The 23,151-nt window shown below is 60.4% G+C and carries 18 protein-coding genes and 1 pseudogene; 17 read left to right on the top strand and 2 right to left on the bottom strand.

The window, feature by feature from the left end; genetic code table 11:
* The 12 genes and pseudogenes from ACS5Q1_RS36080 to ACS5Q1_RS36025 form a co-directional block, all read left to right on the top strand.
* Window positions 1-257: pseudogene (locus tag ACS5Q1_RS36080) on the top strand (ABC transporter substrate-binding protein); the annotation flags it as partial.
* A 165-nt stretch (window positions 258-422) separates the two neighbouring features.
* A complete protein-coding gene (locus tag ACS5Q1_RS36075; RefSeq protein ID WP_473102749.1) occupies window positions 423-1,505 on the top strand; it encodes an aromatic ring-hydroxylating dioxygenase subunit alpha in 1,083 nt (360 codons plus the stop codon).
* An 8-nt stretch (window positions 1,506-1,513) separates the two neighbouring features.
* Window positions 1,514-2,488 (top strand): PDR/VanB family oxidoreductase, encoded by a 975-nt coding sequence (locus tag ACS5Q1_RS36070; RefSeq protein ID WP_473102748.1) that lies wholly within the window; start codon window positions 1,514-1,516, stop codon window positions 2,486-2,488.
* On the top strand, window positions 2,488-3,243 hold the full coding sequence (locus ACS5Q1_RS36065) for a GntR family transcriptional regulator (RefSeq protein ID WP_473102747.1): 756 nt from the start codon (window positions 2,488-2,490) through the stop codon (window positions 3,241-3,243). Before ACS5Q1_RS36070 ends, ACS5Q1_RS36065 begins: the two co-directional genes overlap by 1 nt.
* Window positions 3,244-3,281: 38 nt before the next feature.
* Window positions 3,282-4,445 (top strand): ABC transporter substrate-binding protein, encoded by a 1,164-nt coding sequence (locus ACS5Q1_RS36060; RefSeq protein WP_473102746.1) that lies wholly within the window; start codon window positions 3,282-3,284, stop codon window positions 4,443-4,445.
* A 60-nt stretch (window positions 4,446-4,505) separates the two neighbouring features.
* Window positions 4,506-5,360, top strand: coding sequence for a branched-chain amino acid ABC transporter permease (locus ACS5Q1_RS36055; protein WP_203441458.1), 855 nt, complete (start codon window positions 4,506-4,508; stop codon window positions 5,358-5,360).
* 19 nt (window positions 5,361-5,379) lie between these two features.
* Entirely contained in the window at window positions 5,380-6,417 is a 1,038-nt protein-coding gene (locus ACS5Q1_RS36050; RefSeq protein ID WP_473102745.1) for a branched-chain amino acid ABC transporter permease, read from the top strand.
* 1 nt (window position 6,418) lies between these two features.
* Window positions 6,419-7,171: an ABC transporter ATP-binding protein gene (locus ACS5Q1_RS36045; protein WP_473102744.1), complete on the top strand. Its 753-nt coding sequence runs from the start codon at window positions 6,419-6,421 to the stop codon at window positions 7,169-7,171.
* Window positions 7,164-7,898 (top strand): ABC transporter ATP-binding protein, encoded by a 735-nt coding sequence (locus ACS5Q1_RS36040; RefSeq protein WP_473102742.1) that lies wholly within the window; start codon window positions 7,164-7,166, stop codon window positions 7,896-7,898. The genes ACS5Q1_RS36045 and ACS5Q1_RS36040 overlap by 8 nt, the downstream gene beginning before the upstream one ends.
* Window positions 7,899-7,923: 25 nt before the next feature.
* Window positions 7,924-9,057, top strand: coding sequence for a 5-methyltetrahydropteroyltriglutamate--homocysteine S-methyltransferase (locus ACS5Q1_RS36035; RefSeq protein ID WP_473102740.1), 1,134 nt, complete (start codon window positions 7,924-7,926; stop codon window positions 9,055-9,057).
* A gap of 177 nt (window positions 9,058-9,234) precedes the next feature.
* Window positions 9,235-10,197, top strand: a complete 963-nt coding sequence (locus tag ACS5Q1_RS36030) for a catechol 2,3-dioxygenase (RefSeq protein WP_473102750.1) — start codon at window positions 9,235-9,237, stop codon at window positions 10,195-10,197.
* Between the two features lie 152 nt (window positions 10,198-10,349).
* Complete coding sequence (locus ACS5Q1_RS36025) at window positions 10,350-11,639, top strand: lytic murein transglycosylase (RefSeq protein WP_473102739.1); 1,290 nt, start codon at window positions 10,350-10,352, stop codon at window positions 11,637-11,639.
* A gap of 314 nt (window positions 11,640-11,953) precedes the next feature.
* On the opposite strand, the gene ACS5Q1_RS36020 is transcribed toward ACS5Q1_RS36025, so the two are convergent.
* A complete protein-coding gene (locus tag ACS5Q1_RS36020) occupies window positions 11,954-14,551 on the bottom strand; it encodes a glycosyl hydrolase (RefSeq protein WP_473102738.1) in 2,598 nt (865 codons plus the stop codon).
* 78 nt (window positions 14,552-14,629) lie between these two features.
* On the bottom strand, window positions 14,630-15,439 hold the full coding sequence (locus tag ACS5Q1_RS36015) for a DeoR/GlpR family DNA-binding transcription regulator (protein WP_473102736.1): 810 nt from the start codon (window positions 15,437-15,439) through the stop codon (window positions 14,630-14,632).
* A gap of 268 nt (window positions 15,440-15,707) precedes the next feature.
* Here ACS5Q1_RS36015 and ACS5Q1_RS36010 point away from each other — a divergent pair, with 268 nt between their 5' ends.
* From ACS5Q1_RS36010 to ACS5Q1_RS35990, 5 genes are all read left to right on the top strand, one after another.
* Entirely contained in the window at window positions 15,708-16,985 is a 1,278-nt protein-coding gene (locus ACS5Q1_RS36010; protein ID WP_473102735.1) for an ABC transporter substrate-binding protein, read from the top strand.
* 59 nt (window positions 16,986-17,044) lie between these two features.
* A complete protein-coding gene (locus ACS5Q1_RS36005; protein ID WP_473102734.1) occupies window positions 17,045-17,977 on the top strand; it encodes a carbohydrate ABC transporter permease in 933 nt (310 codons plus the stop codon).
* A complete protein-coding gene (locus tag ACS5Q1_RS36000) occupies window positions 17,970-18,800 on the top strand; it encodes a carbohydrate ABC transporter permease (RefSeq protein WP_203441449.1) in 831 nt (276 codons plus the stop codon). The genes ACS5Q1_RS36005 and ACS5Q1_RS36000 overlap by 8 nt, the downstream gene beginning before the upstream one ends.
* Window positions 18,801-18,856: 56 nt before the next feature.
* A complete protein-coding gene (locus tag ACS5Q1_RS35995; protein ID WP_473102733.1) occupies window positions 18,857-19,927 on the top strand; it encodes an ABC transporter ATP-binding protein in 1,071 nt (356 codons plus the stop codon).
* An 89-nt stretch (window positions 19,928-20,016) separates the two neighbouring features.
* Window positions 20,017-22,770 (top strand): family 78 glycoside hydrolase catalytic domain, encoded by a 2,754-nt coding sequence (locus ACS5Q1_RS35990; RefSeq protein ID WP_473102732.1) that lies wholly within the window; start codon window positions 20,017-20,019, stop codon window positions 22,768-22,770.
* The last annotated feature ends 381 nt before the right edge of the window (window positions 22,771-23,151 follow it).

Genomic DNA, 23,151 nt, shown 5'->3' with positions numbered 1-23,151 from the left:
GCTATGACGGCATGCACCTGATCTACGAGGGCCTGAAGAAGACCAACGGCGCTGGCGGTCAGGCGCTGGTCGACGCGATGAAAGGCATGAGCTGGACCAGCCCGCGCGGTCCGGTCTCCATCGATCCGCAGACCCGCGACATCATCCAGAACATCTATGTGCGCAAGGTCGAGCGCAAGGATGGCGAACTCTACAACGTGGAATTCGCCACCATCCCGAACGTCAAGGACCCGGTGAAAGCCGCCAAGTCAAACTAAGTTACTGACTATTCCAAGGGCGCCATCATGCGATGGCGCCCTTGCTTTTATGTATACAGGATGGTCGACGTCGCCTAGATATTTGCGTAAAATTCCTACTATTATCCGCAAGTATAGTTGCTGCAGCCCATCGCCTGTATACAGTCCGCTTGAGGGAGATAACAGATGACGCACGCCAAAGCCTTTCCTCTCAACGCTTGGTATGCCGCGGCCTGGAGCCATGAGATCGAGCATGAGCTCGCAGCCCGGACCATCTGCAATAAGGACGTCGTTCTCTATCGCCGCACGGATGGCCAGGTCACTGCACTGGAAGATGCTTGCTGGCATCGGCTGCTGCCGCTTTCCATGGGGCGTCTCGAAGGCGACCAGGTGATCTGCGGCTATCACGGGCTCGTCTTCAATTCGGCTGGTCGATGCACCTACATGCCGGCGCAGAAGACCATCAATCCGTCGGCTTGCGTCCGTTCCTATCCTGTCGCTGAGCGTCATCGTCTCGTTTGGCTCTGGCCTGGTGATCCCGCGCTCGCGGATCCGGCGAAAATTCCGGATTTCCATTGGAACGACGGCACTGACTGGGCCGGCGAGGGCGGAACTTTCTACAGCCTGAAATGCGATTACCGTCTCGTCATCGACAATCTCATGGACCTGACGCACGAGACCTACGTTCATGCAGGCAGCATCGGCGATGAGGCGATCACCAGCGCGCCCTTCGACGTCACGCACACGGATCGCACCGCGACCGTGACGCGCTGGATGATCAATATCGAGCCGCCGCCTTTCTGGGCCAAGCAGCTCAACAGGCCCGGCGAACATGTGGACCGGTGGCAGATCATCTATTTCCAGGCCCCGTCCACCATCGTCGGCGATGTGGGTGTTGCCGTGACAGGAGCCGGCGCTCCTCAGGGCGACCGCTCCCAGGGCGTCAACGGCGCCTTCCTGGCTGCCATCACGCCCGAGACGGACAAGACCTGCCACTATTTCTGGAACTTCGTCAGAACCTTCCGAAAGGACGACGAGCAGCTCACGCGAGACATCAACAAGGCTCATGTCAACGAGGGCAAGGGTGTCTACGATCAGGACCACACGGTTCTCGAAGCGCAGCAGATCGCGATCGACAGAAATCCGCGGATGCCCTTCTACAATCTCAACATCGATGCCGGCGCCCTCTGGGCGCGCAAGCTGATCGACGGGATGCTGGACGATGAATACGGCCCGCAACCCCACGTTCCAAGCCAGGCGGCCGAGTAGGTCCGCCGATGGCTGAGCAACTCGACTGGCGGGCCGCGAAGCTGATCCGGATGCGGGATCTTTCTCCCGACATCCGGCTCTTCGAGATCGAACCTTCGGGAGACTTCGTCATCCCGAAGCCCGGCAGCCATATCAACGTGACAGTGCAGATCGGCGAACGGCCGGACGTGCGTTCCTATTCGATCGTCGGTCCCTGCGCGGACGGTATCTACCGGATCGCCGTGAAGCTCCTCGGCGACACCCGCGGCGGCTCCGCCTATATGTGGAGCCTGAAACCCGGAGCTCAGCTCACCATCTCGACTCCGGGCAATCACTTCGATCTCGGCCGCGGCCGGCCGGAATATCTCCTGCTCGCGGGGGGCATCGGCATCACGCCGATCTTCACCATGGCTTTGGCTCTCGCCGACATCAATGCCAATTTCCGGGTGCTCTATGCCTGTCGCCGCGGAGAGGATGCCGCTCTTGCCGACGAGCTGCGGGAGCGCATCGGCGACCGGTTGCAGATGTTCCTCGACGAGGACGGGGACAGGGTGAACCTCGCTTCCGAGATCGCTCGGCTGGCGCCGGGCGGCGAGCTGTATGTCTGTGGCCCCATCGGCATGCTGGAGGCGGCCAAGCGGGCTTGGCAGCAGAGCGGTCGCCCGGTCGAGCAATTGCGGTTCGAGACCTTTGGCAACAGTGGGCGGTTTGCCTCCCAGCCCTTCAAGGTCAACATCCCCCGCCTCAATCTCGTGGTCAACGTTCCGCAGAACCAGACCATGCTCGATGCCCTGGAGACTGCCGGCGTCGCCATGATTTCCGACTGCAGGCGCGGCGAGTGCGGGTTGTGCGCGCTGTATATCCTGGAGGTGGACGGCATCGTCGACCACCGCGACGTGTTCTTCAACGACGAGGAAAAGGCGGCCAATGCCAAACTCTGCACCTGCGTCTCGCGGGTCGCAGGCGGCAGCATCACCATCGACACAGCGGACAGGGCGGCTTGATGACCATGGATAAAGCCAGTGACCGCTCCCTCTCGCAGACAGTAAAGGCGCAGCTTGCCCTGCGCGAGCTGGTGCTGCGAGGGGCGTTGAACCCTGGCGAGCGGGTTTCCGAACTGCAGATGGTCGAGCGGCTCGGTGTGTCACGAACCCCGGTTCGCATGGCTCTCGTCCGGCTTGAGGAGGAGGGTTTGCTGGAGGCGATCCCGTCCGGTGGATTTGCCGTGAAGGCTTTTTCCGAGAAGGAAGTCTTCGTCTCCATCGAAATTCGCGGAACTCTCGAGGGCCTGGCCGCGCGCCTTGCTGCCGAGCATGGCGCCAGTCGCTCTGCGCTTCTCACGGCTGCCGAATGTCTCGATGAGATCGATGACGTCATCCGCCGAGACCTGCTTGAGATCGACCTCTCGCAATATGTCGAACTGAATGCCCGGTTCCACGGAATTCTGATCGACATGGCCGATAGTCCGCCTTTGGCGCGCCAGCTCGAACGGGCGAGCGCTCTGCCTTTTGCTTCGGCAAGCGCCTTGGTACCCGTTCAGTCCCGCTCGCCGGAGCTGCATCATATCCTGACCGTCGCCCAGGATCAGCATCGCTGCGTCCTGACCGCCATCGAACGGCGGGAGGGGAGCCGGGCCGAAGCGATCATGCGGGAGCATGCGCGCATTGCCCACCGCAATCTGGAAAGAGCGCTTACAAACCAGAGGGACATGGACCTTGTGCCGGGTTCTGCGCTCATCAAGCGGCGCATCCGCGCCTAAGTCGAATGGCTAAAAAGCCAAAGAGGGAGTGAGGAAACATGTTGAGACGCACATTCTTAGGTGCCGCGGCCGCGTTGGCCCTGACCGGAGCGGCATCGGCCCAGGAGACGGTGAAGATCGGCCTGATCCTGCCGATGACCGGCCCCTTCGCCTCCACGGGACGCCAGATCGAGGCGGCGGCCAAACTCTACATGCAGCAGAAGGGCGATACGGTCGCCGGCAAGAAGATCCAGCTCATCGTCAAGGACGACACCGGCACGGCCGATGTCACCAAGCGCCTGGCGCAGGAACTCATCGTCAACGACAAGATCGCCGTCATGGCAGGCTTTGGCCTGACGCCGCTCGCCCTGGCGACGGCGCCTCTGGCGACGCAGGCGAAGGTGCCGGAAGTGGTGATGGCGGCAGCGACCGCAACCATCACCGAGGCTTCTCCCTTCATCGTCCGCACCAGCTTCACCCTGCCGCAGGCGACCGTGCCGATGGCGGATTGGGCGGCGCAGAATGGGATCAAGAAGGTCGCGACCCTCGTGTCCGATTACGGTCCCGGAATTGACGCTGAGAAAGCTTTCACCGGCGCCTTCACCGCCAAGGGCGGGCAGGTGGAGAACCTGCGGGTGCCGCTCGCCAACCCGGACTTCTCGCCCTTCCTGCAGAAGGTGGCCGATGCCAAACCGGACGCCTTGTTCGTGTTCGTGCCCTCAGGTGTCGGCGCACAGTTCATGAAGCAGTTCGTGGAGCGCGGTCTCGACAAGAGCGGCATCAAGCTCATCGGCCCCGGCGACGTGACCGACGATGATATCCTCAACGGCATGGGCGACGTCGCTCTTGGCGCCATCACCACCCAGCATTATTCCGCAGCCCATGACAGTCCCGAGAACAAGGCGTTCGTCGAAACCTTCAAGAAGGCGAACAACGGCATGCGCCCCAACTTCATGGCAGTCGGCGGCTATGACGGCATGCACCTGATCTACGAGGGCCTGAAGAAGACCAACGGCGCTGGCGGTCAGGCGCTGGTCGACGCGATGAAAGGCATGAGCTGGACCAGCCCGCGCGGTCCGGTCTCCATCGATCCGCAGACCCGCGACATCATCCAGAACATCTATGTGCGTAAGGTCGAGCGCAAGGACGGCGAACTCTACAATGTGGAATTTGCCACCATCCCGAACGTCAAGGATCCGGTGAAAGCCGCCAAGTCAAATTGATGATTATCTGGCGAGCGCTGCCATGAGGCGGCGCTCGCCTTGCGTTTCCTGGAGAGAACGGTGCTGACCATCCTCTTTGACGGTATTGCCTATGGCATGCTGTTGTTCGTGCTGGCCTGCGGGCTTGCCGTCACGCTTGGGCTGATGAACTTCGTCAACCTGGCTCACGGCGCCTTCGCCATGGCGGGCGGCTATGTGACGGCCGTTCTGATGAACCGCTATGGCGTGCCGTTCCTCCTGACTCTTCCGCTGGCCTTCATCGTGCCGGCTCTCGCGGGGCTCGTGCTCGAGCGGACCCTCTACAAGCGTCTTTACACGCGCAGCCATCTCGATCAGGTCCTGTTCTCGATCGGCTTGGTGTTCATGGCTGTCGCGGCCGTCGACTACACCATGGGATCGCAGCAGCAGATGATCCAGATCCCGACCTGGCTTCAGGGGCGCGTCGAGGTTCTCGGCATCCAGGTCGGGCTCTATCGCAGTTTCATCATCGCTATCTGCGGCGTCCTCGTGGTCGCGCTTCAGTTCATCCTGACCAGAACCCGCTTCGGCAGCCGCTTGAGAGCCGCGGTGGACGATCCTCGCGTCGCTCGCGGCCTTGGCATCAATGTCAGCGTGATCTTCGCTGTCACCTTCGCGGTTGGCTCAGGACTCGCGGGACTGGGTGGTGCGCTGGGAGCAGAGATCCTGGGGCTTGATCCCACATTCCCGCTCAAGTTCATGATCTACTTCCTGATTGTTGTCACGGTCGGCGGTACGACGAGCATCACTGGCCCCTTCGTGGCCTCCCTGCTGCTCGGCATCGCCGATGTGGCCGGCAAATATTACGTGCCGAGCCTGGGCGCCTTCGTCATCTACACGCTCATGATCGTCGTTCTCGTTCTTCGCCCACAAGGGCTGTTCGCCCGTGCGCGCTGAAACGGTAGGAAATAAACCGATGCAGTCCAATACTGCCGATAATGTCAGGATGGCTCTGACTCGAAGGGGCCGATGGGGTGTGGGCGAGATCGCCTTCTGGCTTGTGGCGGCCGCGACCCTGTTCTTCCTGCCCGAGCGCCATCTCATTCTGAACGAGATCGCGATCATCGGTCTGTTCGCACTCTCTCTGGACCTGATCCTTGGCTATGCCGGCATCGTATCCCTGGGCCACGCCGCCTTTTTCGGCCTCGGCGCCTATGCGGCCGGCATCCTCGCCAAGAATGGCATGGGGGACCCTCTCGTCGGCTTGGGCGTGGCGGCGATTGCTGCAGCGATCCTTGGATTCATCACCAGCTTTCTTGTGCTGCGTGGCTCGGACCTGACGAAGCTGATGGTGACGCTGGGTGTCGCGCTCGTCCTCGGTGAGTTGGCCAACCAGATGTCGTGGCTGACCGGAGGCGCGGACGGACTGCAGGGCATCAGCATGGGGCCGATTCTCGGGCTGTTCGAATTCGACATCTTCGGCACGACGGCCTATGCCTATAGCCTCGTGGTGACGTTCCTGCTGTTCGTGCTCGCGCGCCGGATCGTCGTGTCGCCCTATGGCCTGTCGCTGTGCTCGATTCGTGACAATCCCCTCCGGGCTCGTGCCGTGGGCATTCCGGTCAACCGCCGCCTCGTGGCGGTCTATACGCTGGCGGCCGCCTATGCGGGCGTCGCCGGTGGGCTGCTGGCGCAGACGACCCAGTTCGTTTCGCTTGATGTGCTCGCCTTCCACCGCTCGGCCGATGTGATGCTGGTTCTGGTGATCGGGGGCGTCGGCTATCTCTACGGCGGGCTCATCGGCGCCGTCTTCTTCAAGGTGCTGCAGGACGTCCTTTCGGCCTGGACGCCGCAATACTGGCAGTTCTGGATTGGATTGATCCTCGTTCTGCTCGTGTTGGCAGGGCGTGAGCGGTTGACGGATCGGATCAGGGCCCTGTGGCCGCGGTCGAGACGCGGCCTGATGGCGGAAAGCCCGCAACCCTTGCCGACAACGAAAGCCCGGGAGGTTTGAGATGGCGGCCGCTCTCGAAACAAGAGGCCTGATCAAGCGCTTCGGCGGCCTTTTGGCCACGGACAACGTGTCGTTCAAGTTGGAGCAGGGCGCTCGCCATGCCCTGATCGGCCCGAACGGCGCCGGCAAGACCACGTTCATCAACCTCCTCACGGGCGTGCTCACGCCGACCTCCGGGCTGATCCTTCTGGAAGGCGAAGACATCACACGCCTGCGGCCCGAATTGCGCGTCCAGCGCGGCCTCGCCCGCACCTTCCAGATCAATCAACTCTTTCCGGCCATGACGCCCCTCGAAACCCTGGGCCTCGCCGTGTCGGAGCGCATGGGAGGCGGACGTGACTGGTGGCGCGTGATCGGCAGCAAGCGCGAGATCGTCGACGAGATCGTCGAGATCGCCCAGCGCTTCCGCCTCACCGATGTGCTGGACGAACGCACCTCCAACCTGGCCTATGGCAAGCAGCGCCTTCTGGAGATCGCCGTTGCCTTTGCCTGCCGGCCGCGCGTGCTGCTCCTCGATGAGCCGGCCGCAGGTGTGCCGGAGGCCGAGCGGCACGAGTTGCTTGCCACGGTGGCGGCCCTGCCGCGGGATGTTTCTGTCCTCCTGATCGAGCACGATATGGACCTCGTGTTCAGCTTCGCCGACCGGATCTCGGTTCTGGTCAACGGCGCGCTGTTCACCGAAGGCAGTGTCGAGGAGGTCTCGACCGATCCCCGGGTTCGGGCCGTGTATCTCGGGGAGAGCATCGATGAGTGATCTTCTCAAGCTCAGCCAAGTCTCCGCAGGTTACGGCGAAGCGATCGTGATCTCGAAGATCGATCTCTCCCTCAAGCCGGGAGAATCCCTGGCCGTGCTCGGCCGCAACGGCACCGGCAAGACGACCCTGATCAACACGATCATCGGCGTGACCCGTCATCGCGGCGGCTCCATCATGCTCGATGGTCGGGATGTTACAAAGATCCGCCCCGACAAGCGGGCGCAGGCCGGCATCGGCTGGGTGCCGCAGGAGCGCAACATCTTCAGGTCGCTGACCGTGGAAGAAAACCTCACCGCGGTCGCCCGTCCCGGAGCGTGGAATGTCAACCGGGTGTACGAGATGTTCCCGCGGCTCAAGGAGCGCCGCTCCAATCTCGGCAACCAGCTCTCGGGCGGCGAGCAGCAGATGCTGGCCATCGCCCGGGCGCTCGTGCTCAATCCCAAGGTCCTGCTGCTGGACGAGCCGACGGAGGGACTTGCCCCCATCATCATCGAGGAGCTGTTGGCCGCCCTGAAGCGGATCATCCGCGGGGAGGGCATGTCGGCCATCGTGGTGGAGCAGCATGCTCAGAAGATCCTCGGCGTGACCGACAATGCCGTCATTCTCGACCGAGGCACCGTTGTGCACGCCGGTACGAGCCGGTCTCTTATCGAGAACCCGACTGCCCTCGAGCAGCATCTCGGAGTGACGGCCAAGAAGAAGCCGGCGCGTATGGCCACGCGTTAGACCCATTCATCTGGAGGAGAAGCTCATGCAACGCACCAAACCGCCTTTCCGTGCCGACATGGTTGGCAGCCTGCTTCGCACAGCAGCCCTGAAGGAGGCGCGTCATAAGCATCACGACGGTGAGATTTCGGATGAAGCCTTGAAGGAGGTCGAGGATCGCGAGATCCGGGCCTTGATCAAGCGTCAGGAGGAAATCGGCCTGCAGGCTGTGACGGATGGGGAGTTCCGTCGCGCCTTCTGGCATTTCGATTTTCTGGAACACCTCGATGGCGTCACCTCTGTCGAGGCCGATTCAGGCATGCACTTCAAGGGTGGCATCGGCATCACGAAGGCGCTGCGGATCACAGGCAAGGTCGACTTCTCCGGTCACCACCCGATGATCGATCATTTCCGCTTCGTGAAGGACAACACGGATCGCGTGGCGAAGATGACGATCCCCGGTCCGAGCATGCTTCACTACCGCGGCGGACGGAAGATGATGAACATGGGCGTCTATCCCGAGATGGACCAGTTCTATGCCGATGTCGGCAAAGCCTACAACAAGGCGGTGCACGCCTTCTACGACGCCGGCTGCCGCTATCTCCAGCTCGACGACATCTCGTTCGCCTATCTCTGCGACCCGGAACAGCGCGAGATGCTGCGTCAGCGCGGTGACGATCCGGAGAAGCAGCCGGAGATCTATGCCGGCATGGTGCGCGAGGCCCTCAGGGACAAGCCGGAGGATCTGACGATCACCATGCATCTGTGCCGCGGCAACTTCCGCTCGACTTTCATCGCGTCGGGCGGATACGAGCCGGTGGCGGAGGTTCTATTCAACCGCATGCCGGTCGACGGCTATTTCATGGAATGGGATACGGACCGCGCCGGGGGATTCGAGCCCCTGCGTTTCCTGCCGAAGGGCAAGTCGGTCGTTCTGGGCCTTGTGACCTCCAAGACCGGCACGCTTGAGAAGAAGGACGACATCAAGCGCCGGATCGATGAGGCTGCCAAGTATGTCGATCTCGACCAGCTCTGCCTCTCGCCGCAATGCGGCTTCGCCTCCACGGAGGAAGGCAACACGCTGGCCGAGGACGAGCAGTGGGCCAAGCTGCGCATGATCGTCGAGATTGCCGAAGAAGTGTGGGGCAGCCCCGGCTCCGGGGCCAAGAAGGCGGCCTGATCGCAGGCGAGGGAACTCTCTCAAGTTCCCTCGCGGTCATTGCGCATCGTGCGGAAAAGTGGTTCCGGTTTTCCGCGCCCAACGATGCGCTCTTCAAAGAGTGGAGTATCGGATCCGATCCCAAAAGTGGGTCCACTTTTGGGTCCGATGCCCCTGCTGCGCGCGAAAGACATCATGATGCATGACGAACCGGTGCTCGACCTTGCCCATCTCGGTCACCTTGAACTGCTCACGCCGAAGCCGGAAGAGAGCTTACGTTTCTTCGTCGACGTGATGGGCATGACAGAGAGTGGCCGGCAGGGCGACTCGGTCTATCTCCGCGGCTGGGATGATTACGAGCGCCACTCGCTCAAACTCACGGCATCGAAGAAGCCGGGTATGGGCCACATGGCGTTCCGCGCGCGCAGTCCGCAAGCGCTCGAGCGTCGTGTCGCAGCCCTGAAAGGATCCGGTTACGATATCGGCTGGACTGATGGTGATCTCGGCCACGGTCCGGCCTTCCTCTGCCGCGATCCGGACGGGCACGTCATCGAGCTCTATTACGAAACCGAGTGGTATCAGGCTCCGCCGGAGCTGAAGCCGGCCCTGAAGAACCAGGCCCAGCGCTTTCCGGCACGGGGCGCCAATGTCCGTCGGCTCGATCACCTGAATTGCCTTGCCTCGGATATCCGGTCGAACCGGATCTTCTACGAGACCTATCTCGGATGCCGTTTGACCGAACAGATCGTCCTCAATGACGGCACCGAGGCCGGCATGTGGATGACGCTGACCAACAAGAGCTATGACTTCGCGTTCACCCGCGACCATACCGGCGCAAAAGGCCGCTTCCATCACCTGACCTACGCCCTTGACAGCCGCGAGGATGTCTTGAGGGCAGCCGACATTTTCCTGGAGGCTGGCGTCCCCATCGAATCCGGCCCGCATAAGCACGCGGTCCAGCAGACCTTCTTTCTGTACGTCTACGAACCCGGCGGCAACCGGGTCGAGGTGTGCAATGCCGGCGCCCGCCTCATTCTCGCACCGGATTGGAAGCCGATCGTCTGGACGGAGGAAGAGCGCAAGAAGGGGCAAGCCTGGGGCATGAAGACAATCGAGTCGTTTCACACCTACGGAACGCCTCCGGTCGAGGAGAAAGCGTAAGCAATATCCGCTCGTAGAGATGTGAGTGCTTTATGCCGAATTCGGAGATTGGTAAGAGGGGGCTGTCCGCTGCTAGCCGATCGTGCTGAGAAGTTCTTTTGTTCGGGCGGCGAGCTTTTCATCTTAGTCGGTCGTGCGCTAGACTCTCGGCCATGCCGGTGTCGGTCCGCCTTACCTGCTTTTCAGTCGCAGTTCTTGTGGCCTTTCTCGCGTGCGCCATTGCGAAACCTGGAAGTTCATCGGCGCAAGGACAACGGTCCGGCACGCGCCTTGCCATCGAGGCACAGTTCCAAGACTGGCTCATGCAGACCGTCTGGCCCGATGCGCACAAACAGGGTGTCTCCCGGGAAACCTTCGAGCAAAACCTGTCGGCGATGAGGCTCGACTGGAATCTCCCGGAACTTCAGCCGCCCGGCCGGACAGCTCCTCCGGACGATCAGCGTCAAGCGGAGTTCCAGCATCCCGGCCGCTATTTCGCAGAGGCTCAGCTCGCCTCCCTTGCGAAGAGCGGGCGCGAGCTCCTGCGGCGATGGGCCTCCGCTCTCGATGCCATCGAGCGACGATACGGCGTGCCGCGGGAGATCGTCGTCGCAATCTGGGGAAGGGAGTCGCATTTCGGCCGTGTCACCGCGCAGCACCAGGCACTGCGGGTTCTGGCCACACAGGCCTTTATGGGACGCCGGCGCGCGCTGTATTATCCGGAACTCCTGGCCGCTCTGGTGATCCTCGAGGAGGATCATTTTTCCGGCGAGACCCTGCTGTCGTCCTGGGCTGGAGCCATGGGACAGCCGCAGCTCCTTCCTTCGAAGTTCCTGCGCTATGCCGTTGACGCTGATGCAGACGGACGGCGGGATGTTTGGCACTCGGTGCCGGACAGTCTCGCGTCCATCGCGAACTATCTGCGCGAGCATGGGTGGAAACCGGATTTGCGCTGGGGCTTGGAGGTGAGCCTGCCGCAGGCCGTCTCATGTACCCTCGAAGGTCCACGACAGGGCAGATCCGTGCAGGAATGGCTGCGGCTCGGCCTGACACCTTCCAGCGGCGGCGCCTGGCCCGCGTGGAATGGCAATATAACTGCTTTCCTGGTGATGCCCGCAGGCCGCCTGGGACCGGTCTTCCTGGTCTCCGAGAATTTCTATGTCCTCAAGCAATACAACGAGTCCGATCTGTACGCGCTCTTCATCGGCCACCTCGCTGATCGCATGAGCGGTGCCTCGGCTTTCGCCGGGCAGTGGCGGCCGGCAGACCCTATGAAACGCAGCGATCTCCAGGCCATGCAGGAGCGCCTGAAGGGGCACGGCTATGATGTCGGAAAGGTCGATGGCCTGGTTGGCTTTGCAACGCGCACAGCAATCGGGCAATGGCAGGCCAAAAGCCGCCTGGATCAGACCTGTTTCCCCGATACCGCTCTTATTCAGGCAATCCGCGGAGCCAACCCGTGAGCGGACGCGATGCAACGCTTGCAGGCCGAGTTGCTCGACCATTGTAATCGGCACTTTGAAACGCATTGTGGGTAGCCCGAAGCCGAAGTTCAGTGGGGAGCGGGCATGACATTCTCATACGTGCAGGTTCTCTTCCGCCAACTCGGGGGGAGGCCAAGCAATGCCCTATCCCGCGAAGCGTGTGATCATCACTGATCTCCAGGCGGTGTTCCCAATTGCAATAGTAGCTTACGCGAGCAATGTGAGGGGAGGATGGGCTCACCAGTCCATCCTGCGAAGATCAATTTTCGTCCTTGAGTGCCGATCGAGGCCTTTCAGCGCTCCAAGACAATCCGCGGTACCGAGAGAATACCGGAGGGGAGGGGGCTAATGCTGTCCATGTCCTGGATGCGAGCTCGCTGGCCGTAACGCTCAGTCAAAGCCGCCACATCGGGAAATCGTCCGCCTTCGGAAAGCAGATTGATCGCCGTGTTGTAAACTTCGACGACGATCTCGTTGCTTCCCTCAACCCACGCGTTCGTCACGTCGATTCGGAACGGAGGGACCCACAAGGAGCCGATACGCTTGCCGTTGACGTAGATTGTTGCCGCATCCCGTATGGGCGTCGAGACAAGGGCGGCGTAGGATTTGCCTCGCAGCGGAGCGCCACCCACCATCTCCCTTTCAGAGGGAGCGACATCTCCAAAATCGAGAACGATGCGATCGCCCGCGGCGCGAGCTTGGCTCCAGTCCACGATGGTGCGGTATCTGACCGGGCCGGAATAGTGCCGCATATCGCTGTCACCGGCCCAGGAATGCGGGAGAACGGTCGACCGCTCGCGGGTTCCCGCCGCATCAAGCTTCCATTCGTTGCGGATCTCCGCGGATCGCTGAATGGAACGGCGAGGTTTCGCCGCATTGGAGCTCTTTTCCTTGCGCAGAACGACGAGGGTGGATCCATAGGGCTCAAGCTGAAGCGCCACCGAGTTTCCGGGAACCTGGGATATCTCGCCGCTCATCGGATCCCAGATCTCGATATGGCGGAAGGCTGACGCAAAGCGGGCCTTTGTCTCAACCGGATTGTTGCCCGTGTTCGCGACAAAATAGATGTCGGCATCGGCGAGTTGCCGCCGCACGAATCCCACAGTTGGGGATGCCTCGCTTAAGGAGAGGCTCGGCGGAACTTGCCAAGCAAGACGTGCGGCCAATTCAGACACATCGACGACGTCAAGATCCGGCCAATTTCCTTCCGGCACGCGCGACACGGCAATGATCTCGCCGCCATTCGCGGCGAATTCGTTAAGCCAGGCTTTCGTCGCCTCTGGCATGAACCGCACATGCGGAAGGATCACGCAAGAATACTGCTTTGCCGCAGCCTCAGTGAGCGTTCCATCGTCGAACAGGTCGAAGTCGTGGCCGGCCTGACCGATGGCTTCGAAAACCCCAGGGCCGATATAGTTCTGGATTTGCTTCCAGAGATTCAGGTAGGCCCGCTCGCCCGGCTTGAACGCTCCCCAGGCGTCTTCTGACGGAGCATAGAGAGCAACCTCCGCACGAGGCTTTCCCTGACGAAGAACGTAGCTCACCCTGTGGAGATAGGCGGCGAGGTCCGGCATGACGGGCCACCAGGGATTCTTATTCGACAGCGCCGCAGCAGCATACAATGCCCAGCCTGGCTCGCCTGCGTGTGGCGGAGAGTAGGGCCAGCCATGTCCAACGAGTTGATTGATGCCCAGGAGGAAATGCTGATCGGCCTCGCCCTTCAGATCGAGGGGCGTTGCACGGAATGACGGAGAATGCGCCCATGTCCATGTCTCCGATGATGTCACGGGAACATTGAGCAGATGCGCGGCCGATGAAGCCCATTTGGTCTCAGGCAGGCCTGGCCAGCCCCAGCTTTCACCTTCGATCAAATGAAGGTGCTTATGACTCGCGAGCGTTGTCGGTGGCATTCCGTAATTCTGCATGCGGAACAGCACTCGCCGCTTTTCCGCCCATTCGCGCATGGGAACGAGGAAGTTTTCCTCGTACAGCTCCGAAATCGTGCGACCGAAATCCCGTCGGATTTCCGTGTAGCGGTCACCTGCTTCGAATTCGATGAAGGGAAGGAAAGGCCGGATGTCGTAACCTCGCCGCTTCTTGAATTCGGCGAGCATGTCCTCCGTCCAGTTCGCCTCATAGACCTCCAAGCTATCGCAGAAAATGGCATGGATGCTGCCCGGCTCGGCGGCGTCCAGGATCTTGTCTCCGATCTCCTCCAGATGCTTCTCGATCGCGGCTCGCTTCATGTGGTCGAGAGCATAGCCTTCTGCGCCCACGGCTGCGCGTTTGACTGCCTGACCGGTCTTGCTCGAGAAGTAGAATGCGATGATCCGAGGGCCGTCGCCGGCCGGGATCGGAATGGGACCATCCCCGGAAATATCGAGCATTTCATAGGAGTGCGGCATCTCCTGCTTCGAGCCGCGGCCGATTAGGGCTGCAACCAGTTTTTCATTGTCGTAGGGCACGGGTCGGCTGATGGCATTCTGCCGTCCGATGATCTCCCGGATGTCGGATCGCAGCCGCGCCGCCGCCAGTTCCGGCGTGATATATGGCCCGCCATAGGACCAGCCGCTGCCGATCGTGACATCCATACGAAGACCGAGTTCCAGGGCCATGCGGGATACGAAGCGGATTCGGTCGAGAAACGTGCCCGACATATAGGGATAGTTGCGGATCCCGCGGTCCGGATGATCCAGCGTCAGTGGATAAAGCACTGCCACTTCAAAACCGCCGATGCCGGCCGCTTTCATGGCCCTCATCTCGGCAAGAAGCTGAGCCTCCTCGACGGCGGGGCCGAACCACCACCAGCGCATCATGATGCGGCTGTCATCTGGCGGGGATGCGAACGCGCGCTCGACTTCTGAAAGCGTGCTGATGGAGGTCGCGGGCATCGGTAGCTCCTCGTCAATGCTTGAATGGGGCAGAGTTGTCTGGGGGAGACAGAGTCGCACTGAGGCGCAGCCGGTCGCTCAGGCGACCTCGCTGAAATCCTTATCGGCCTTCGGATCAGCCTCCGCCAGGACGACCTCGACGCCGGCCTCGCGGAACGGTTCCAGCATCGCCTCCGTGGCGCCACTGTCAGTGACCAGGGTGGAGATCTTTTCCAGCGGAGCGACAATGATCGCTGATTGTCGGCGAAGCTTGCTGCTGTCTGCGAGAACGACAATTCGCTCTGCCTGGCGCAAAAGCTTCCGCGTTGCATGAACGATCAACGGATCCGCTTCCATCAAGCCCACGCGGCTGATGCCGAAAGCTCCGGTGAACAGCTTCGATGCCCAGAAATGCTGCACTGCATCATCCTCGAAGGGGCTGAGAATGATGTTCTGCTCAGGGTAGAGTGTGCCGCCAGGGAGCGTGATGCGCGCCCGCCCTTTGGGGAAGAGGAGTGATGCGATCGGGAAGGAGTTGGTGAGAACATCGATCTCCATATCGCGAATATGTTCGGCGAGGCGCATGGTGGTCGTTCCACCATTGATGATGATTGCCTCGCCGGGCTCGACCAGGGCCGCAGCCGCTTTGGCAATTGCGCGTTTTTGAGGGATATTGACGCTTTCGGCCAGATTGAAGGGCACGCCGGCCAAGTAAGTGCTGTGCCTTGGGTGCAAGGCTTCGACACCTCCACGCACCCGACGCAGCTGTCCCGCTTCTGCCAAGGCTTGGATATCGCGGCGGATCGTTGCCTCGGAAACGTCGAGCAGATCCATGAGGTCGGACACGCTAACGACCGAACGCTCATTCACGCGCTTTAATATCATTCGCTGGCGCTCAACTTCGAGCATGATCCCTCCCGAAGGCTCATCGAAGCCGCTTTTTCTTTAATCCTTGGACTGAGGCGGATACTTGTCAAGCCCAGTATGGACACTAAAGATTGTTCTTGACGGATTTAGATTATTATTGAAGCATTTTGGCATATAAACCTCACAGCTGTTGAGCAACGCTTTTAAGCGAAGCGGCTGGATCTGAGTGATTGAAGACGGCGCAGATCATCGGACTGTACCAGACAATAATCGGAACGTGCCTACGGGCACTTTCACAGGGAGGAACGTAATGAGCACATCCAAGATTGGTGCGCGGAATCTGTCGCGTCGTGGCTTTCTCAAATCAGCCGCTGCTGGTGCCGGCGCTCTCGGGATAAGTTCGCTTGGTTCTGCCGGATGGGCGCAAAGCGGCTCGCTGCGTGTCTATGCCAATAGCTCATATCGCAACGGCTACCAGCCTGCTGTGCAACGCTTCATGCAGCAATTCCCAGATCTGAATGTTCGAGCCGAGTTCGCCGCCACGGATCAGATTCAGACAACGACGCGCGTGCAGCTGACGTCGCGAACTGCTCCGGACATCATCACCGTATGGCCCGGCAACGGTAACCCGCTGGCCGTGCAGCAGATTGCGCCGGCCGGCTTTCTGCAGGACCTGAGCGGTCAGCCCTTCACCAAATCGGTGCCCAAGGCGTTCCACGATGTTTATCTTTCAGGCGGGAAGCCCTACTTCTTCGCGCCTTTCATCAGCATGATCGGAGCATTCGTGAATCTGCGGGTCATGAATGAGCTCAAACTCTCGCAGCCGAAGACGTGGAGCGAGTTTCTCGATCTCTGCCAAAAGATCAAAGATGCCGGCAAGGTGCCGATTGCGCTCGGCAATGGCACACCTTGGGTTACCCAGCTGATCAACTACGCCTTGGTTCCTACCACGGTCTACAAGAAGAATCCTCGCTTTGCCGAAGATATGCTTGAGGGCAAAGCAACCTTCGCAACCTCGGACGGGTGGCGCGAGACGATGACGAAGTACCTAGAGCTGAACCGGCGCGGGTTCTTCAATCCCAATCCCAATGGCACCTCTTATGACGAGGCGCTCCAGATGGTTGCATCGGGCAAGGCGGCAATGTCGATCCTGACGAGCCCGAGTGCGCTTGCTCTCCTCAATTTCGCTGGCCATCGCGATTTCGAGGTCTGGCCGATTCCCGGGAACGACAGTCCCGATGAAACCCAGATCCCGATGAGCCTCGCCAACGGCCTCGGAGTCAACGCTGCGACGCGCAACAAGGAGGCCGCGCTGGCCTTCCTGAACTTCCTGTCCCAGCCGAAGGAAATGCAAGAGCTCGGCCGCGTGCTGGAAACTCCTGTCCTGGCGGAGGGAGTCGAGCCGAGCCCGATCTTCGCGAAAATGATGCCGTACGTGGGCGACAAGGGTGTCCTGTTCATGGACAACAAGTGGCCGAATGCGCGGGTGCAGCAGACGCACTTCAGCGGCGTGCAGGAAATGCTGAATGGATCGGCAACGCCTGAGGATGTGCTGCGTCGGATGGATCAGGCCTTCCAGGCTCGCTGACGGCACCGAGCTCTAGGGACGATCCCTAGAGCTCCACCTCCTTTCAGAAAGGTGGCTTCATGAGCGTTAACACGGTCAACATGACTCAACCCATGGCCTCCGAGAAAAGGCGTCCCTTGCGGTTCGATGTCGGGGTCAGCTGGTGGTTCATCCTGCCGGCACTGGTCGTCTACAGCTATGTTCTCGTGTATCCCATGCTCTCCGGCGCGGGATATGCCTTCACCAACTGGAATGGCCTTGATCCGTCCTACGACTTTGTCGGACTTGCCAACTTCAAGCGAATTTTCAGCGACCCTCAGGCCATCTCGGCGATTTCCATGACTCTCGTCATGGCATTCGCACTCGTTCTCTCAAAGGTGATCATCGGCCTGTTGCTGGCCCTTGCCTTAGACACCCAGATCAAGAGCCGAAACATCCTGCGGCTGATCTTCTTCATGCCGGTCGTGCTCACGCCGGTGATCATGTCGTTCTCGTGGAAATACATCTTCTCCACGAGCGGAGCGCTCAACCAGGTACTGCAGGCCATTGGGCTCGGAAACTGGACGCAGCAATGGTTGGGGGATCCTCACCTTGCGCTCTTCTGCGTCATCTTCGTGACCGGGTGGGGCTCCATCGGACTTGCGATGGTGATATTTCTTGCCGGGCTCCAGAACGTTCCCAAAGAACTGGTCGAAGCTGCCAAGATCGATGGAGCAGGAGGAGTGCAGCGTTTGGTCTTCATCATCCTGCCGTTGCTCGCTCCCGCCATGACGATCAACGTCGTGATTGCGCTGATCCAGGGCCTGAAGTTCTTCGACCAGATTTACGTGCTCACTGGCGGCGGCCCCGGATACGCGACGGAGACATTGTCGACGATCATCTACAAGACGAGCTTCCAGTTTGGAGAATACGGGTACGGTTCCGCGACCGCCCTGGTCTTCTCGGTCCTGGTCGCCGCACTCGTCTACACCGCGACCCATTTCCTGAAGAAGCGGGAGATCTCCCATGGATAGCAGGCGATATACTCTCGGCACGCTTCTGCTCGAATTCGGAATGATCGGTCTTGCGGCAATCTTCGCATTCCCGATCTACATCATCATCGTTCTCGCCTTCAAATCTCAGAGCGAGTGGCGGGAGGCGCCTCTCTCGCCCCCTGGCGAGCCGTATCTCGGAAATTTTGCGGCTGCGTGGAACGATGCATATCTTGGCAGCGCGCTGTTCTCCAGCCTGACCGTCGTGGTATGCAGCCTGCTGATTCTCGTCGCAATCGGCTCGGTCGCCGCTTACTTTATCGCCCGCTGCACGCCGCGGCTTGGATACGGCCTCTATATCTTTTTCCTTGCTGGCATGATCCTGCCATTCCAGTTGGCGCTGATTCCACTCTATCAGCAGATGCGTGACATCGGGCTTCTGGGGTCACCATTTTCGCTCGTGCTCTTCTACTCGGGTGTGCAGCTTCCCTTCACGATCTTCCTCTATGCCGGCTTCATTCGAACGATCCCACTGGCCTACGAGGAATCCGCGACAATCGATGGTGCGAGCCAGCTCACGACCTTCGTCTATATCATTCTTCCCTTACTGCGGCCCATTACCGGTACGGTTCTCATCCTGAATGGCGTTCACATATGGAACGACTTCATGACGCCTCTTCTCTATCTCAGCGGGTCTGACTGGGCGACCGTTCCTGTGGCGATTTACTCCTTCGTCGATCAGTATGTCACACAATGGGGGATCGTCTTCGCGGCGCTGCTGGTCGGCATTGCACCTGTGCTCGCAATCTTTCTGCTTCTGCAGCGGACCATGATCCGAGGCTTTGCAAGCGGCGTCAAAGGCTAGGAACGCATTAGGGCTTCCAGGGACACCTGCATCAAAACTATTCTTGGAGAAGAAGCATGGCTTCAGTGTCGATTGAGGGCGTCCGGAAGAGCTACGGACCGGTTGAGATCCTCCATGGCGTGTCCATTGACATTGCGGATGGTGAATTCGTCGTTCTGGTTGGGCCCTCCGGCTGTGGAAAGTCGACACTTCTGCGCATGATCGCGGGCCTGGAGGGCATATCGGGCGGCCGGATCAGGATTGGCTCACGGGTTGTCAACGACGTTCCGCCCAAGGAGCGCGACATCGCCATGGTGTTCCAGAATTATGCGCTCTACCCGCATATGACGGTGGCCGACAACATGGCCTTCTCGCTCAAGCTGAAGCGGGCGCCCAAGACCGAGATCAAGGCCCGGGTCGACCGCGCCGCCGAGATCCTTGGGCTCGGCAAGCTGCTCGACCGCTATCCGCGTCAGCTCTCCGGCGGCCAGCGCCAGCGCGTGGCCATGGGCCGTGCCATTGTGCGCGATCCGCAGGTCTTCCTGTTCGACGAACCGCTCTCCAATCTCGACGCCAAGCTGCGCGTCGCCATGCGCACCGAGATCAAGGCCCTGCACCAGCGTCTCAAGACCACCACCATCTATGTGACCCACGACCAGATCGAGGCCATGACCATGGCCGACAAGATCGTGGTGATGCACGATGGCGTGGTCGAGCAGGTCGGCGCACCGCTCGAACTTTATGACAGTCCGGCCAATCTGTTCGTTGCCGGCTTCATCGGTTCGCCTGCCATGAACATTATCAAGGGAGATCTCCGGACCCAGGGCGCTGCCGCGGTAGTTCGGACCCCAAGTGGCTTGGGCCTCCCGCTGACATCTGCTCCAATCGCGTCGGATGGGCGCCCTGTCACTATCGGCGTTCGACCCGAGCACATCCATCTCGATGGGGGCGGGATGCCGGCGCGGGTGATGGTTGTCGAGCCGACAGGTTCTGAAACCCAGGTCATGCTGAACATCGAGGGGACCGAACTGGTCGCGGTCTTCCGTGAGCGCATTACCGCGCGTCCAGGCGAAACGATCCGGATCAAACCGGATCCGGCCTTGATCCACGTGTTCGACGCCGAGTCCGGACGCCGCTTGGCCGCTTAACACATCCTTCCACGTACCTCGTACAGCATGCGTTCTTCGGACGCCGGCCTGCGGGTGCTCATCGTTTTGTCAGATGGGAGATAACAGTCGTGACACGTCTGCAAGCTGTGGATCTCAAATGCGAACATATGGAGCAGCCAAGAGGGCTCAACAGCCGGCAGCCGCGCTTCACCTGGGCGGTGAAAGGGGACGGCCACAACCGACGTCAAACGGCCTATCGGATCGTCGTCGGAACCGATGCCGATGCAGTCGGGCAAGGTGACGGAGATCTCTGGGATACAGGCAAGATCGCATCTTCCGACAGCATCCTCATCCCCTATGCCGGCCGTCGCCTCGTTTCCGATCGGCGCATCTACTGGGCTGTGGAAGTATGGGACGAAGCCGATGTGCAGTCATATCTGTCCCCCGCGTCGGATTTCTGGACCGGTCTGCTGGATCAGTCGGATTGGCAAGCTGCCTGGATCGCGCGCTACTTCGTTCCGCCGGAAGGATATGAGCCGCCTGCCGATACGGACTATGACAATCCTTGGCGAGCATGTCCGGCAGATTACATGCGCTCGGAGTTCTCAGTGCAGCGCCCCATTAGGCGAGCAACGCTCTATGCGTCGGCGCTCGGCGTCTATGAGGCCTACATCAATGGCGAGCGCGTCGGCGATGAGGTCTTGGCGCCTGGCTGGACGGACTATCACACCCGTGTCGAGTATCAGCTCTACGATGTGACCGCTCTGATCCGCTCCGGAGCTAATGCCATAGCGGCAATCGTCGGGGAAGGCTGGTATTGCGGTCGGATCGGCATGTCGCCGAAGAAGGCTGGCGCTCATTATGGCGGGCGGCCGGTTTTTATCGCCCAGCTCCACCTCGAGTATGACGACGGAAGCTTCGCGACAATTGTTACGGACGAAACCTGGAAAACCAGCAACGAATCCATCGTCTATTCGGATCTGCTGATTGGCGAAAAGTACGATGCGCGTCTGGAGCAACCCGGATGGAGTCTTTCAGGCTTTGACGACAGTAAGTGGCAGAAGGTCGAGAAGTGGGATCCGATTCCACGTGCGCCCAAGCTCGACGCATCGCGGGTGCAGCCGGTCCGAAAGACGCTCGAACTGCCAGTACAGTATGTCGGCTCCCGCGCGTCCGGAGAGATGATCTTCGATCTCGGGCAAAACATCGCTGGCCATCTGCGCTTGACCATCCAGGCACCCCGCGGCAGCACGTTCGTTCTGCGTCACGCCGAGATGCTGACACCCGAGGGAGATCTCTATACGACCAACCTTCGTGATGCCCCGCAAACCGATGTCTATATCGCTAACGGGCAGGGGAAGGAGGTCTTCGAGCCCCGCTTCACCTATCACGGCTTCCAGTATGTCGGCATCACGGCTCCCGAGGGCGTCCGTCCGGACGATCTGGAGTTGACTGGCGTCGCGGTCCATTCCGACACCCCTCTGACGGGATCCTTCGAGTGCGGCCAGCCCATGGTGAACAAGCTGTTCTCCAACATTCTTTGGAGCCAGCGCGACAACTTCATCTCGGTTCCCACGGACTGTCCTCAGCGGAATGAGCGGCTCGGGTGGCTGGCGGATGCGCAGATCTTTCTGCGCACAGCCGGCTTCAATATGGATGTGGCCGCTTTCTTTACCAAATGGATGGTCGACGTCGAGGACACTGAGACGGACGGCGGCTTTGCGGATATCGCCCCCTCAAAGGCGGCCTATGCCTTCATCCCCGAACCTCCGAGGGGCGCACCGGCATGGGGCGATGCCGCCGTTATCATGCCGTGGCTGATCTATCTTCGATACGGAGATAAGGAGATTCTCGAGCGCCACTACCCGGCGCTTGTACGCTGGATGGATCTCATCGAGCGGCACAACCCCGACTTCATTCGCAATATTTACGTGAACCGTGACTATGGCGATTGGCTCAACATCGGCCCCGCCACGCCGCGCCCCGTCGTCAATACCGCTTATTGGGGGCATCTGGCGGATCTGATGTCCCGGATCGCCCATGTGCTCGGACGCAGAACGGACGAAGCGCGGTTCCGGTCGGTTTTTCGCGCCATTCAGGAGGCCTTCCAGGACAAGTTCATAGATGCTGATGGCCGTATTACCGGCGATACACAAACCGCCTATCTGCTGGCACTGGATTTCGGCCTCCTCGAAGGACAGCGTAAGCAACGGGCGGTGCAGCACTTGATCCGTACGATCGATGAGGCGGACGGTCACCTGCAGACCGGGTTCCTCGGCGTAAAACACCTGTGTCCGGTACTGAGCGACAATGGTGCGCACGACAGAGCCTATGCGCTTCTTCTCAAGGATACATACCCGTCGTGGGGTTTCTCGATACGTCATGGCGCAACCACCATCTGGGAACGCTGGGACGGCTGGACGCCGGAGCGGGGGTTCCAGAGTCCGAACATGAACTCCTTCAACCACTATGCGTACGGCTCTGTCGGGGAATGGATGTTCTCGCGAGCTGGTGGCATTGACTACGACGAAACTGCACCGGGCTTCCGGCGAGTTCGCATGCGCCCCGTGTTCAATCGGACGCTTGGCTGGTGTCACGCCGAATACCGCAGTCAGGTCGGCCCGGTTATCAGCCACTGGGTCTATGAAGGTGACCAAGTCGAATGGAATATCTCGGTTCCCGCGAACTGCTCGGCTTTGATCACGTTGCCGAGGGGGATGAGACTGGTCGCGCTCAATTCGGCCGCGACGAAAGAGGCAATTTCGCCTGTATACGGTGGCGGGGGTCTCGAGGACGATCGCCTGGAGTTGGGATCAGGTGAGTATGTGATTGTTGTGAGAGAAACCATGTCTTTCGATGATCATTCAAGAGGGCTCCTATAGATGCACCGGAAGATAATGTCGGTCGTCCACGAGAGTTTCTCGCGACACGTAACCATCCCCGACGACCAGTAGAGTATTGCCTCGGCAATACCGATCGGTTGCCCAAGCTGCCCCAATTCATCTTCGACATGACCGGTCTGGGCGTTCTGAGCATCTGCCTGCTGTCGGTGACCTTCCTGTTCGTTGCAATCCAGGTGAAAACGGCCCCACGCCTGTACGCCGATCTTCACCGGTGGAGCCTGAAAGGCATCTGTGATGCTTATACCACGTCCTGGTGATCAGAACCCGTGTGCCCAGTCGCGCAAGCCGATGGACATAATCGTCCAGGGCTGCTCGGTGAGCCTGTTCCACGCGTCACAGCAATGATCGAGGATGTCCTTG

The organism is Microvirga sp. GN3, assembly GCF_055792825.1.
Note: the sequence above shows the minus strand (reverse complement) of the source record. Positions and strands in the feature narration are given on the sequence as shown.

What these genes read in the sequence shown, in the direction of transcription:
- ACS5Q1_RS36075 (WP_473102749.1), top strand. Translation starts at nt 423, where the DNA reads ATGACGCACGCCAAAGCCTTTCCTCTCAACGCTTGGTATGCCGCGGCC.
- ACS5Q1_RS36070 (WP_473102748.1), top strand. Translation starts at nt 1,514, where the DNA reads ATGGCTGAGCAACTCGACTGGCGGGCCGCGAAGCTGATCCGGATGCGG.
- ACS5Q1_RS36065 (WP_473102747.1), top strand. Translation starts at nt 2,488, where the DNA reads ATGACCATGGATAAAGCCAGTGACCGCTCCCTCTCGCAGACAGTAAAG.
- ACS5Q1_RS36060 (WP_473102746.1), top strand. Translation starts at nt 3,282, where the DNA reads ATGTTGAGACGCACATTCTTAGGTGCCGCGGCCGCGTTGGCCCTGACC.
- ACS5Q1_RS36050 (WP_473102745.1), top strand. Translation starts at nt 5,380, where the DNA reads ATGCAGTCCAATACTGCCGATAATGTCAGGATGGCTCTGACTCGAAGG.
- ACS5Q1_RS36045 (WP_473102744.1), top strand. Translation starts at nt 6,419, where the DNA reads ATGGCGGCCGCTCTCGAAACAAGAGGCCTGATCAAGCGCTTCGGCGGC.
- ACS5Q1_RS36040 (WP_473102742.1), top strand. Translation starts at nt 7,164, where the DNA reads ATGAGTGATCTTCTCAAGCTCAGCCAAGTCTCCGCAGGTTACGGCGAA.
- ACS5Q1_RS36035 (WP_473102740.1), top strand. Translation starts at nt 7,924, where the DNA reads ATGCAACGCACCAAACCGCCTTTCCGTGCCGACATGGTTGGCAGCCTG.
- ACS5Q1_RS36030 (WP_473102750.1), top strand. Translation starts at nt 9,235, where the DNA reads ATGCATGACGAACCGGTGCTCGACCTTGCCCATCTCGGTCACCTTGAA.
- ACS5Q1_RS36025 (WP_473102739.1), top strand. Translation starts at nt 10,350, where the DNA reads ATGCCGGTGTCGGTCCGCCTTACCTGCTTTTCAGTCGCAGTTCTTGTG.
- ACS5Q1_RS36020 (WP_473102738.1), bottom strand. Translation starts at nt 14,551, where the DNA reads ATGCCCGCGACCTCCATCAGCACGCTTTCAGAAGTCGAGCGCGCGTTC.
- ACS5Q1_RS36015 (WP_473102736.1), bottom strand. Translation starts at nt 15,439, where the DNA reads ATGCTCGAAGTTGAGCGCCAGCGAATGATATTAAAGCGCGTGAATGAG.
- ACS5Q1_RS36010 (WP_473102735.1), top strand. Translation starts at nt 15,708, where the DNA reads ATGAGCACATCCAAGATTGGTGCGCGGAATCTGTCGCGTCGTGGCTTT.
- ACS5Q1_RS36005 (WP_473102734.1), top strand. Translation starts at nt 17,045, where the DNA reads ATGAGCGTTAACACGGTCAACATGACTCAACCCATGGCCTCCGAGAAA.
- ACS5Q1_RS36000 (WP_203441449.1), top strand. Translation starts at nt 17,970, where the DNA reads ATGGATAGCAGGCGATATACTCTCGGCACGCTTCTGCTCGAATTCGGA.
- ACS5Q1_RS35995 (WP_473102733.1), top strand. Translation starts at nt 18,857, where the DNA reads ATGGCTTCAGTGTCGATTGAGGGCGTCCGGAAGAGCTACGGACCGGTT.